Source organism: Cyanobium usitatum str. Tous (assembly GCF_003011885.1).
GTDB classification, from domain to species: domain Bacteria; phylum Cyanobacteriota; class Cyanobacteriia; order PCC-6307; family Cyanobiaceae; genus Cyanobium_A; species Cyanobium_A usitatum.
The window spans coordinates 180,089-192,006 of record NZ_PXXO01000004.1 but is presented as its reverse complement, the minus strand read 5'-3'; the positions used below and the strand labels follow the sequence as shown (position 1 = coordinate 192,006).

The 11,918-nt window shown below is 64.0% G+C and carries 12 protein-coding genes and 1 tRNA gene; 4 read left to right on the top strand and 9 right to left on the bottom strand.

Annotated features, from left to right (window positions below; translation table 11 throughout):
* The first annotated feature begins 191 nt into the window (after positions 1 to 191).
* Positions 192 to 812, top strand: a complete 621-nt coding sequence (locus tag C7K55_RS05350; protein ID WP_241518187.1) for an AAA family ATPase — start codon at positions 192 to 194, stop codon at positions 810 to 812.
* Between the two features lie 46 nt (positions 813 to 858).
* Here the strand turns inward: C7K55_RS05350 and C7K55_RS05345 are convergent.
* A tRNA-Thr gene (locus tag C7K55_RS05345) sits at positions 859 to 930 on the bottom strand.
* A gap of 51 nt (positions 931 to 981) precedes the next feature.
* Between C7K55_RS05345 and C7K55_RS05340 the strand changes: the two genes are divergently transcribed.
* A complete protein-coding gene (locus tag C7K55_RS05340; RefSeq protein WP_106502375.1) occupies positions 982 to 1,236 on the top strand; it encodes a DUF3493 domain-containing protein in 255 nt (84 codons plus the stop codon).
* Here the strand turns inward: C7K55_RS05340 and C7K55_RS05335 are convergent.
* The 6 genes from C7K55_RS05335 to nblD form a co-directional block, all read right to left on the bottom strand.
* Positions 1,162 to 1,920 carry a low-complexity tail membrane protein gene (locus C7K55_RS05335; RefSeq protein ID WP_106502374.1) on the bottom strand — a complete coding sequence of 253 codons (759 nt, stop codon included), beginning with the start codon at positions 1,918 to 1,920 and terminating at the stop codon, positions 1,162 to 1,164. The two genes, C7K55_RS05340 and C7K55_RS05335, sit on opposite strands and share 75 nt — an antisense overlap.
* A 5-nt stretch (positions 1,921 to 1,925) precedes the next feature.
* The gene (gene infB, locus C7K55_RS05330; RefSeq protein WP_106502373.1) at positions 1,926 to 5,330 is read right to left on the bottom strand and encodes a translation initiation factor IF-2; all 3,405 of its coding nucleotides are present in this window, start codon (positions 5,328 to 5,330) and stop codon (positions 1,926 to 1,928) included.
* Positions 5,331 to 5,413: 83 nt separating this feature from the next.
* On the bottom strand, positions 5,414 to 5,692 hold the full coding sequence (locus tag C7K55_RS05325; protein WP_106502372.1) for a YlxR family protein: 279 nt from the start codon (positions 5,690 to 5,692) through the stop codon (positions 5,414 to 5,416).
* The gene (nusA, locus tag C7K55_RS05320) at positions 5,689 to 7,077 is read right to left on the bottom strand and encodes a transcription termination factor NusA (protein WP_106502371.1); all 1,389 of its coding nucleotides are present in this window, start codon (positions 7,075 to 7,077) and stop codon (positions 5,689 to 5,691) included. Before nusA ends, C7K55_RS05325 begins: the two co-directional genes overlap by 4 nt.
* A gap of 31 nt (positions 7,078 to 7,108) precedes the next feature.
* Positions 7,109 to 7,582, bottom strand: a complete 474-nt coding sequence (gene rimP, locus C7K55_RS05315; protein WP_106502370.1) for a ribosome maturation factor RimP — start codon at positions 7,580 to 7,582, stop codon at positions 7,109 to 7,111.
* 183 nt (positions 7,583 to 7,765) lie between these two features.
* On the bottom strand, positions 7,766 to 8,044 hold the full coding sequence (nblD, locus tag C7K55_RS05310) for an NblD family protein (RefSeq protein ID WP_106502369.1): 279 nt from the start codon (positions 8,042 to 8,044) through the stop codon (positions 7,766 to 7,768).
* Between the two features lie 99 nt (positions 8,045 to 8,143).
* Here nblD and C7K55_RS05305 point away from each other — a divergent pair, with 99 nt between their 5' ends.
* Entirely contained in the window at positions 8,144 to 9,319 is a 1,176-nt protein-coding gene (locus C7K55_RS05305) for a trypsin-like peptidase domain-containing protein (RefSeq protein ID WP_254969521.1), read from the top strand.
* Positions 9,320 to 9,355: 36 nt separating this feature from the next.
* Positions 9,356 to 10,069 carry a ribose-5-phosphate isomerase RpiA gene (rpiA, locus tag C7K55_RS05300; RefSeq protein WP_106502367.1) on the top strand — a complete coding sequence of 238 codons (714 nt, stop codon included), beginning with the start codon at positions 9,356 to 9,358 and terminating at the stop codon, positions 10,067 to 10,069.
* Positions 10,070 to 10,072: 3 nt separating this feature from the next.
* Here the strand turns inward: rpiA and C7K55_RS05295 are convergent, their stop codons facing one another.
* Both C7K55_RS05295 and hisD read right to left on the bottom strand, forming a co-directional pair.
* Positions 10,073 to 10,534, bottom strand: a complete 462-nt coding sequence (locus tag C7K55_RS05295; RefSeq protein WP_106502366.1) for a secondary thiamine-phosphate synthase enzyme YjbQ — start codon at positions 10,532 to 10,534, stop codon at positions 10,073 to 10,075.
* 21 nt (positions 10,535 to 10,555) lie between these two features.
* Positions 10,556 to 11,872 (bottom strand): histidinol dehydrogenase, encoded by a 1,317-nt coding sequence (gene hisD, locus C7K55_RS05290; RefSeq protein WP_193486161.1) that lies wholly within the window; start codon positions 11,870 to 11,872, stop codon positions 10,556 to 10,558.
* Positions 11,873 to 11,918: the final 46 nt, after the last annotated feature.

Sequence of the window (11,918 nt, the reverse complement as noted above, 5' to 3'; positions counted from 1 at the left end):
ACCTGCAATCGGTTGATAGTCAACAGCCCAGCTACGGCTGGGTAATACGGAATCCCAAAAGCTCCCTTGCATAAGGGGGCTTTTTTGTTGCCTGGGCCCTCGGCTGGGGGGTGGTGGGGCTTGGTGGGCAGGATGAATATCAACCGCAAATAGGAAAAACATCAGAGCAGCCCCTACCCTGAAGGCGCAAGTTGGCGCTGGCCATGCGGATTGCTATTTCTGGATCCCATTCCCTCGGGAAGTCCACGGTCGTAAATGATTGGGTTGCGCTTAATGGCGACTACATGCGCGAGGAGGAGCCATATCGAGTTCTTGGCTTGCGGGGTCCCTATGAGATTCTTTTTCGCGATGCCTCCACGCGATTGCATAACGGGATTCAGCTTTACTACAGTATTAGCCGTCTTAATCGCTATTCCACGGCTGCCGAGCAGGTCATCTTTGACAGGGCACCAGTTGATTACATTGCCTATTCCCAGTACACGGCAAATCAGCGTTCGACTGATATTGATGACGACTTCGTCCTGTCAATGGTCTCAGCGGCAAGGGAATCTTTAGATCGTCTTGATATCTTGGCCTTCGTGCCTCAGTCTGATGATTGGCCGGTGGCCATGGAGGATGACGGTATTCGTCCGGTCGATCATTCCTACCGCGACGAGGTAGACGCTATTTTTAAGCAGATTTATCGAGATGGTCGCTTTGATATTTTGCCGAAAAAGAGCCCGCCGTTGTTAATTGAGCTGGTGGGTTCGCCCGAGCACCGTTTGCTGCAGTTGGCCCAGGCTGTTGAAAAAGTGCAGGTCGAAACGCGCTGACGATATTGAGCAGTGCTCAGGCAGTCGCCATTGGTTTTATTTCTTAAGCCGGTGATCGGATTTGAACCGACGACCTACTGATTACGAATCAGTTGCTCTACCCCTGAGCTACACCGGCAGCTCAATGAAATTAGCATTCAGGGGTTGGCCTTGATGGGAAGGGTAAGTGATGGGATCCAAGCCAGATTCAATTGATCCCGCCCTTAAGGCGAGGTTGCTCCAGGAAGCTCGTACCCCCTGGCGTGGTCTGCGGCGCGGTCTCTGGGTGGCCTTGGCAGCTTCTGGTGCTGTGGGGTTAGCCACGATGGCAATGCGATTGGCAAGCGGAGCTGAAGTTGCCCCAACCGACCTACTGATCCAGGTCGGTGCGCTCAGCTTGTTCGGCAGTCTCATCTGGTTGGATCGCAACCGCGTCGGCGACTGAAGACGCTTCAGGTTGGACGAGAGCCTCGGCTTCTGGAGCAGCAGGCAAGTCGTCAATTACCGGTTTGGCTGGTGCTGCCTGTCTGGCAACCGGCTGGGTGGTCAGAAGCGGGTTCAGCAGCAACAGGGGCAGTCCTAGGGACATTCGCTGGCTGACCAGCTGCTGCAGGCTCAGGGATGGACGCTCAGGGAGCGTGGCGGGGTTGCGGGTTAGCAGGGCGCTTGCCTGGATCAGTTGTTGCCACTGCCAGGTGATTACGGCTAACAGCGGGCAGGCCACTAGCAGACCCACGAAGCGAGGGCTAGCGGCCAGTGGGGAGAGCGGTGTGGCCAGGGCGGCGTGCTGGTCTATCCACCAAAAAAGGGGCAGCAGGGCTGCAGCGCCAGCTGCCATCAGGAGCTTGAGCACCAGGCTGCTCTGCAGTGCCGCCAAGCTGAGCTGGGCCCCGCTCCTGGCTTTGATTGGTACCTGGATTACCAGCAAAGAGCAAACGTCGGCTGGGCGCTGCCAGAGCAGGATTGCTGGCCCTAGGGCGCCGATTGCCCAGGCCAGCATCCGCTCCAGCCCAGGCAGGGGGCCAGGATCGGCCCCCGCCAGCACAAGTACCAACCCCAGAAGCTCCAGTGGCACGGCCCCAAGGGCCACCAGCTGGAGCCAGAGCAGGGGCTCGCTGCGGGGGTTCACGGAGGTCAGATGGTGAGGGTTCGGCGCTGGGTGGCCAGTTTGAACGCCTCCACCCGATCCCCTTCCTGCCAGCCGGTGTAGCGGTCGGTGCCGATGCCGCACTCGAAGCCGGTAGCAACTTCCTTGACGTCGTCCTTGTTGCGACGCAGGGAGTCGAGGTCGCCCTCGAACACCTTCTCCTTGCCGCGCCATACCCGCACTTTGCAGTTGCGTTGCAGCTTGCCGCTGGTCACATAGCAACCAGCCACGGCACTGCGGCCAATGGTGAATACGGCGCGCACCTCGGCTTCGCCGAGGGACTCCTCCACCAACTCCGGCTCCAGCAGGCCTTCCATAGCCATCTGGATGTCTTCCAGCAGCTTGTAGATGACGTCGTAGTCGCGCACGTCGACGCCGGTGGCATCGGAGGCGCGTTTGGCGCCAGGGGCCATGGAGGTGTTGAAGCCAACGATCACGGCGCCGGAGGCGGCTGCTAGATCGACGTCGGTTTCGGTGATCTCGCCCGGTGCGGAGAGCAGCACCCGCACCTGCACCTCGCCCTGAGGGAGCTGCTCCAGGGAGCCGAGAATTGCTTCCACGGAGCCCTGCACGTCTGCTTTGAGGATCAAGTTGAGCTCCTTGAGCTCGCCCTCGCTGGCCTGGCCCGACATCGAGGCCAGGGAAACCCGGCGTGAAGCCATTTGCTGGGCAAGACGGGTGGCCCGTGCCTCGTTGGCGCGGTCGCCCACCACCGAGCGGGCGGTCTTCTCATCTGGATAGACCTCAAATTCGTCGCCGGCGGTTGGGACTTCGCTGAAGCCGAGGGCTTCAACGGCATAGGAAGGACCTGCCTCCTTAACTCGCTTGCCGGTGTCATCCACCATGGCTCGCACCTTGCCCAGTACCGGGCCAGCCGCCAGCACGTCACCAGCTTTCAGAGTGCCGTTCTGAATCAGCAAGGTTGCAACAGGACCCTTGGCCTTGTCGAGGTGAGCCTCGATCACGGTGCCCCGAGCCATGCGGTCCGGGTTGGCCTGGAGGTCTTCCACCTCGGTGACCAGCAGGATCATCTCCAGCAATTTGTCGACGTTCTCACCCTTGAGGGCGCTCACAGGCACCATCACCGTGTCGCCACCCCAGTCTTCCGCCACCAGTTCGAGGCCGGAGAGCTCCTGTTTGACCCGGTCGGGGGAGGCGCCTTCCTTGTCGATCTTGTTGATCGCCACCACGATCGGCACCTTGGCGGCCCGGGCATGGCTTATGGCTTCCAGGGTCTGGGGCCGAACACCATCATCGGCTGCCACCACCAGCACAGCCACGTCTGTGACCTTGGTGCCGCGGGCCCGCATGGCTGTGAATGCCTCGTGGCCCGGGGTGTCTAGGAAGGTGATCTTGCGTTGTTCGCCTGCGTGGGGGATCTCCACTTGATAGGCGCCGATGTGCTGGGTGATGCCGCCGGCTTCGCCCGCTGCAACCCTGGTTTTGCGGATTGCGTCCAGCAGGCTGGTCTTGCCGTGGTCGACGTGTCCCATCACGGTCACCACGGGTGGGCGACGGATCAGGTGGGCGCGATCGCTTTCCTCGATCATCTCGACCGTCTTGGCGGCCGCTGCCTCGACGTCGTCTTCGAGTACCGGTACACCGAATTCCTCGGCCACCGCTTCGATTGTGGAGAGATCAAGGCTCTGGGTCACCGTGGCGATGACGCCCTTGAAGAAGAGGCTCTTGATGATCTCGGAGCTTTCCACGCCGAGCTTTTCGGCCAGCTCCTGCACGGTGAGGTTGCCCTCCGGCACGATCAGCATTTCGGGCCGAACAGCCTTGGCCTCGCGGGTTGCCCGCAGTTCCATGGCCCGGCGGCGCTGCCGCTGGCGGGTGGTTTCCTTCTTGCGCTTGCGCATCGCCGCCATGGGTTTGGCGGCAGGGGCGGGTGCGGTGCGGGGCTTGGCCGGGCGGGCCAGGCTGGCCTGCAGCACATAGGCCTCCTGTTCACCGGCGTAGCCACCGGTTTCAGCCGTGAGCGCATCATCGTTTTCGCCGATGATGTGGACTTTGGTGCGCTGCTTTTGCGGCGTGCGGCTGCGCAGGGCCTCCAGTTTGGCGCTGTCGTCCCAGTCAGGGCGACGGGGGCGTCCTGCTGCACCAGCGGGAGTTGGCGCCCGGAAGCCAGGCCTTCTGGGGGCTGCTGGCGGGGTTGCGCTAGGTCGCACCAGTTCCGGGGTGCCGCCTGGGCTGCTGGGTGCACCTGCTGGGGCTTCGCTGCGGTCGCCGGGGCGCCGCGGCGGCGGAGCTGTGGGGCGGCCGGAGGGCTTCTGGAGCTGCATCAGCTCGCCAGGAGCCATGGGCTTGCGCATGCCGGCTGGCATACCCGGACGGCCAGGTGCAGCCGGGCGACCGGGAGCTCCCAGGCCAGTAGGTGCTCCAGGGGCTGCGCTATCGCGGCGCATCGGCTTGCCGACAAGCTCCAATGGGGTTGGGCCAGGACGGCCCCCAGCTCCTGGCTGGCCGGGACGGGTTGGAGCTGGCACGCCAGCGCGTTGGGGGCTGGCGGGACGCTGACTCAGGGGCGCCCTGCCTGCAGGCGGAGCCGGGCGGCTGCTGGTGGTGCCCGCAGGGGTGCTTATGGGCCTACCTACCAGCTGGGGCTTGCCGGGCGCTGGCCGCATCGGCAATTCCGGTTTGCGGCTCGCAGCTGGTGCCGGGGCTGCAGGGGCCGGGCGGGACGGGGCTGGGGTGGCGGGGCGAGCTGGTTTGGATGCAATCACCACAGGCTTGCTGGGCGCAGCGGGCTTGCTGGGTGCAGCAGGCTTGCTGGGCGCAGCAGCGGCGGGCCTGGCTGGTGCTGGCGGCTTGCTCGGTGCCGGTGGCTTGCTCACCAAAGTGGGCTTGCTGGCAGCCGCTGGCTGTTTTACAAGTTCTGGTGGTTTTACAAGCTCAGGCTGTTTGGCAGCCTCTGGCTGCTTAGAGACCAGCTGGGGCTTGGCAACCACTTGTGGCTTGGCAACGACCTGTGGCTTGGAGGCCAGGGGTGGCTGGCTTGCCAAGGGCGGCTTGTTGGGCTGGGCTGGCTTACCCGCAGGAGCTGCGGCAGGACGGGCCGGTGGCATGACCGGCTTGGCTGCCGCCGGAGCGACCGGCCGGGGGCTGGTGGCTGGCTGGGGAGGGGCGGGCGATGGGACAGCGGCGGTCTCAGCCTTTTTAACGGAGAGGATCGCTTTTGGTGGAGCTGCAGAGGCCGGCGCCGCCGCCTTGCTGCCGTTCGAGCCGCCCTCGATCAAGGAGCGAATCCGTGTCGCTTCGTCGTCGCTGATAGAGCTGCTATGGCTCTTTGCCGCAACCCCCAGCTTCTCGGCGGCGTCGAGCACGTCCTTGTTCTCCAGGCCTAAGTCCCGGGACAGCTCATAAATTCTGACTTTGCCGCTGCTGGTCATTCAGGTCTCCATGGGTCGGGGCCCAAGGGCCGCCATGCGGGGCCGAGGGGCACACCAGGCCGCACGCGCGCTGCGGCCAATGTTCATCTTGCCTCAGAGGCGAGATCGGCGCCTGGGGTCAGGCGCTTTTCCAGCGTTTCGACAATTGCATCTGCAACCTGGCAGCGCAGGGCCCGCTGCAGACGCTTACGTCGTTTCGCCTCTTCTAGACACGCCTGGTTGGGGCAGAGATAGGCCGAACGGCCCATGCCCTGATCCAACCCGAGTCCCCCTTCGGCCAGCCGAATTACCCGCCAAAGCTGCTGGCGATCCAGCAGCGCGCGGCAGGCAACGCAGCGCCGAAGCACGGCACGGCGACTCACCGGGCCTCTGCCTCGGTTGCCTGGGGCGCCTCCTCTGGAGCGGGCTCATATTCGGCCTCGGCCACCTCCTCTTCCTCGTAGTAATCGGCTTCGTCTTCTGGCAGCGGGTATAGCTCCCGCAGACGGGCATCCTCCTCGGCCCGGGCGGCCTGTTCGATTTCGAGGCGGGCTTCGGCTTCGGCCTGAAGAGCCTCCTCCTCTTGCCGCTGGGCAATCAGCTCAGCTACCACTGCATCTTCCGAGGCCTGGTCGTATTCGCCGGCGTTTTTGATGTCGAGCTTCCAGCCGGTAAGGCGGGCGGCTAGACGCACGTTCTGGCCTTCGCGGCCAATGGCGAGGCTGAGCTGATCGGAGGGAACCAGCACGTGGGCATGCTGGCCTTCTGGGTCGACCAAGCGCACCATCTCAACCTTTGCCGGGCTGAGGGAGTTGGCGATGTACTGGCCCGGGTCGGGCGACCAGCGAATCACGTCGATTTTCTCGCCACGCAGCTCGTTGACCACTTGCTGAATTCGGGAGCCGCGGGCGCCAATGCAGGCACCCACTGGATCAACTTCGCGCTCCACTGAGTCGACGGCCACCTTGGTGCGCGGGCCGACTGAGCGGGAAGGGGGATTGGCTTCCCTGGCTACGGCGACGATTCGGACCGAACCCTCCTGGATCTCGGGAACTTCATTTTCGAACAAATAGACCACCAGGCCCGCGTTGGAGCGACTCACGAATAGCTGGGGGCCGCGCCGCGCCACCTCGCTCACTTCCTTGAGGAACACCTTGAAGGTGGCATTTGCCCTGTAGTTGTCGTTCGGCAGCTGGTCGCGGCGGGGCAGCTCGGCCTCAACCTCGGGGCGACCCAGGCCAGAACTCACGGCCATGATCACGCTTTGGCGCTCGAAGCGGATCACCCGAGCGGTGAGCACGGGATCTTCCAGGTCGGCGAACTCCTCTTGGATCATGCGGCGCTGCTGGTCACGCAGCTTCTGAGCCAGCACCTGCTTGGTGGTGGCGGCGGCCATGCGGCCGAAGTCGTCTTTCTCCGGGGTGACATCCAGCACCACCGTGTCGCCGATCTGGGCGTCATCGGCAACCTGCTGCACTTCGGCAAGGGCGATCTGGTGGTCTTCGCTCTCAACTTCCTCAACAATTATCTTCGAGGCCAGAACTCGGTATCCCTCCTCCTCCAGGTCCAAACCCACATCGAAGTTGGAGAAGTAGTCCTCTTCGAAGGGGTCTTCGCTGATCCCGAGGTAGAGGGTGCGGCGGTAGCGCTCGTAGCCCTTGAGCAGGGCTTCCCGCAGGGCAGCCTCTACCACGGCGGGCGCAAGTTTCTTCTCGTCGCTGATGTCCTCGATCAGGTTATTCAGACCGGGGAGCAGAACCAGGGCCATGGATCAGGGGTGAGAAATGGTCAGGGAAAGGTCAGTCGGACTCGGATGGGGTGACCAGGCAGACGCTGATCACGGAGTCTCGGGGGATGCGCTTAGTGCGGCCGCGGATGTTGATGTGAACATCCGTCGCATCGCGCTCTAGGAGGAGCCCTTCGCGCTGCACGTCGAGCCCTTGGTTGTCACGGCAGAGCACGACAACGGGAAATCCGCGAAATGAGCGGAAATCCCGATCGTCGCGCAGGTCGTCGCTGACGCCAGGGCTGCTGATTTCCAGCACATAAGCATCACCAAGCAGCTCGGCTGCCTCGATCGCCTCGGCCAGCGGTGCACTAAGGGAAGCGCACTCATCCAGGTTTATGTCACTGCCATCAGCTCGCTGCACCAGCACCTGCACCGTCATCGGGATGCGATGGGTGAAGACATGCACTCCTTTGAGCTCAAAGCCAGTAGCAACCACAGCCGCTTGGGCTAGGCGCTCCAGATCTGGCAGGAGAGGGTGGGGCAATGGGGCGGGGAAGCTGGGGGCAGGCGGCCCGCCGGCTTGTGCAGTACTAAAACTGCCCTGCAAACCACAGCTGTTCAGTAAAAAACTGAACCCTTAGCGAAGCGCTGAATGCTCAGCGAGGCGCCAAACCGTGACTGGAGGGTATGCCCGCCGGGCAAGCATTCACCCTAGGGGATGGACGGCTCAGGCGCCAGGCGCCGCCGTCGGAGGTATTTCGATGATCGGGGCTTCGGCGAAGTAATCGCTTTGTTGGACGGTGCCCCTTTGGCTGGCGTCCTGATTTAGGCACTGGGCCTGCTGCTCCCCGGTTCGCAGGTATTGGCATACCCGTGCCCAGAGCTTTGCCCGGGTGCCGGGGCCTCCCTGGCTGAAGTGGACTAAGTCGTTGCCGCCAACCATGCCCTGGATTTCCACCTGGCAAAGGCTGCATCGCTGACGCGTGCCGGGGGGAATTTCTGCCATTGCCGCTGTGCGTTCTCGATTCAATTTAGGCCGTTGCAACCGCCTGCCTGCCCCTATCCCCATTCCCTGCCGCCTTGATGGCTCCCTAGCCTCATAGCCATGCGTCAAAAAACGTCGATGAAGTGGGTGTTGGGGGCGAGCTTGTCCCTAGTCAGGCTGGTTTGGACGGTCGGCCTCGGCTTAGTCCTGGGACTTGGATCTTTCAGCGCTGCTGCCCTAGCTCTGGACCCTGCGGTCGATCCCATTGCCCAGGCCATTCCCCACAGCTTTGTGGCCGAGGCAGCTCGGGCAGTGGCGCCAGCGGTGGTGCGGATCGACACCGAGCGCGAGGTGGCTCGCCAAGCCTTTGATCCCGCCCTGCTCGATCCTTTGCTGCGCGATCTATTCGGCGATCCCTCCGGCAGCATGCGAGAGCGGGGGCAGGGGTCTGGCGTCGTAATCGATGCAGCCAAGGGCCTGGTGCTCACTAACGCCCACGTGGTCGATCAGGTCGACAGCGTTGAGGTCACCTTGGCCGATGGGCGCCATGTGGACGGTGCGGTGGTGGGGGCCGATTCGGTGACCGATCTGGCCGTGGTCAAAATCTCCGGTCCGCGGGATTTGCGCTCCGCCCGCCTGGGCGACTCCGAGGCCCTGGAGGTAGGCGATTGGGCCATAGCCATGGGCAGCCCCTATGGGCTTGAGCGCACCGTGACCCTGGGCATCGTTTCGAGCCTGCACCGCAACATCAACAGCCTGGGCTTCTCCGATAAGCGTCTCGATCTGATCCAAACCGATGCGGCAATCAATCCAGGTAATTCAGGTGGTCCGCTGATCAACGCCAGTGGCGAGGTGATCGGTATCAATACCCTGGTGCGCTCTGGACCAGGCGCAGGGCTGGGATTTGCGATCCCTATCAATTTGGCCCGAGGCGTGGCCAGCCAGCTCAGCAGCGGCGGCCAGGTGGTTCACCCCTATCTGGGCTTGCAGCTGGTGCCGCTCACTGCCCGCCGCGCTCGAGACAACAATCGTGATCCCGAGGCTCTGCTGCAGCTGCCAGAGCGGGATGGTGCCTTAGTGCAACGGGTGCTGCCCGCTAGTCCGGCGGAAACGGCTGGCCTGCGCCGTGGTGACCTGGTGGTGGCTGTGGCAGACCAGCCCGTGCCCGATCCGGCGAGCCTGCTGGAGCGTGTTGAGCGCAGCAGCGTTGGCGAGCCCCTGGCGCTCACGGTGGTTCGGGGTCAGCGCGAACTCAGCCTGATGATCAAGCCGGCGGCCTTGCCCCACTCCGGTTGAGCACTGCTACGGTCGCGGCCGATTCAGGAATATTTGATGTCGGATCTGCAGGACCGGATGAAGCAGGCAGTGGCTGCTGCGGCCACTGAGCAGATCAAGAGCGGCATGGTGGTCGGCCTGGGTTCCGGCTCTACAGCAGCCCTAATGATTCAGGCCCTCGGCGCCAAGCTCAAAAGCGGTGAACTCAGCGATGTGGTGGGTGTCACCACCTCCTTCCAAGGCGAGGTGCTGGCAGCTGAGCTCGGCATTCCGCTCAAGAGCCTTAATGCAATTGAGCGCATCGATCTTGCAATTGATGGCGCAGATGAGGTGGATCCCGCTTTTCAATTGATCAAGGGCGGTGGTGCCTGCCACGTTCAGGAGAAATTGGTAGCAGTGCGGGCCGAGCGCTTTGTGGTGGTGGTGGATTCCACCAAGCTCGTCGACACCTTGAATCTCAGCTTTCTGTTGCCCGTAGAGGTCCTGCCTGGTGCCTGGCGTCAGGTGCAGGCCCAGCTAGCAGCGATGGGTGGCGATGCCCAGTTGCGCATGGCCGTAAAAAAGGCGGGCCCGGTGGTCACCGACCAGGGCAATCTCGTGTTGGATGTGAAATTCGCCGCAGGCATCAGCGATCCGGCGGAACTAGAGGCTGCGATCAACAACCTGCCGGGCGTGTTGGAGAACGGCCTATTCGTGAACATCACCGACCAGGTGCTGGTGGGTGAGATCGTGGACGGCGAGCCCCGGGTGCGTGATCTGGTCAAGCGCTGAGGCTCAGCCCCCAACCCCGCTCCCGTCTCCGCACAGCTGCAGCAGCACCTGGCGCTGACGGGGGCCATCCAATTCCACCAGCAGCACGGCCTGGTAGCGGCCCAGGCCCAAGCGGCCGTCCACGACCGGCAGGGTGAGGTGGTTGCCCAGCTTCAGGGCGATCAGGTGGGCATGGGCGTTGCGCGGCTCATCGGCGGGAATGCCCGGCCGCAGATGCAGGTCGTTGTGGGCGTAAGGCCGGTCGGGGGGCGTCAGAGCCAGGAAGTGGCGCTCGATGTCGCCGAGCAACCGTTCCTCGGCCTCGTTCACTACCAGGGCGGTGGTGGTGTGCTGGCCGGCGGCCACCAGCAGACCATTGCGGATCCCGGTGGCATCCACGAAGGCTTGCAGGTCGGCGCTGATGTCGTCGCAGCTGATGTTGGCCGTGGTGGTGCGTTCCAGCCGGGTGGAGTGAAACGTCACCATGGCGAGGCAAACTCCCCCATCTCAGTTCAGCCTGCGCTTGACGGACTCGGCGTGACTGTGGAGCCCCTCGCTTTCGGCCAGGGTGATCACCGCGGACCCGGTCGCCTCCAGGGCCTCCCGGTTAAAGCGGATCAGGCTGGTGTGGCGCATAAAGGTCTCCACGCTCAGGGCCCCGGCGAAGCGGGCCGTGCCCGCGGTGGGCAGGGTGTGGTTGGGGCCCGCTAGGTAGTCGCCGACGGCCTCGGGGGTGTAAGGACCCATAAAGATCGCGCCGGCGTGCTGGATCTGTTCGGCCAGGATTTCGGGGTCTTCCACGAGCAGCTCCAGATGTTCGGGGGCGAAGCAGTCGCTGAGTTGGGCGGCGCGGCCAAGGCTGTCGCAGAGCACGATCAGCCCCCAGTCGTTGAGGGCGGTGCGGGTGATTTCAGCCCTGGGGTGGTTTTCAAGCTGGGCCGCCAGGGCTGCTGGCATGGCGGCGGCCAGCTCCGGGCTGGTGGTCAGCAGGATGGCGGCGGCCAGGGGGTCGTGCTCGGCCTGGGCCAGCAGGTCGGCGGCTACTTGGTCTGCCCTGGCGCTGTGGTCGGCGATCACCAGCACCTCACTGGGGCCTGCTAGCGAATCGATTGCCACGCGGCCGTAGACCGCTTTTTTGGCCAGGGTTACGTAGAGGTTGCCAGGGCCGCTGATCACGTCGACCCGGGGAATGGTGGCGGTACCGAAGGCAAGGGCGCCGATCGCCTGGGCGCCCCCAACCCGATACACCTCCTCGACCCCGGCCAGGTGGGCGGCCGCCAGCACGGTTTCATGGGGTTCGCCGCCGGGGCCTGGGGGCGTCACCATTACGAGCCGCTGCACCCCGGCTACCCGCGCCGGCACCGCATTCATCAGCACGGTGCTGGGGTACGAAGCCCGTCCCCCAGGCACGTAAAGGCCAGCCCGCTGCACCGGCCGCCAGCGCCGGCCCAACAGTTCGCCATGGGGACCGGTGACGGCCAGGTCGGCCGGCAGTTGATGCTGGTGGAAAGAGAGGATTCGCTGGTGCGCCAGGCGCAGGGCGTCCTTCAGGGACGCCGGTGTGGCTTGCCAGGCGTCAGCCAGCCGCTGTGGCGGAATCCGCAGGGGATCGGGGCGCACGCCATCAAAGCGTTCGGTGAGCTCCATCAGGGCGGCATCGCCTTCCGCTTGCACCCTGGAGAGGATCTCCTCGACCCGAGCCATCTCCTCGCGCAGGCGCCCTCCACTGGTGCGTTCGGCGATGGTTGCAAGTCGATCAGCGGCGGCGTTTGAACCGTCATCGCGCAGGCAGCTGATCGATAGGGCAACAGGCGTTGCGACCACGGAACGGCTCAGGGTTACGAGATTGTCAAGTTAGGCCGGCACAGCT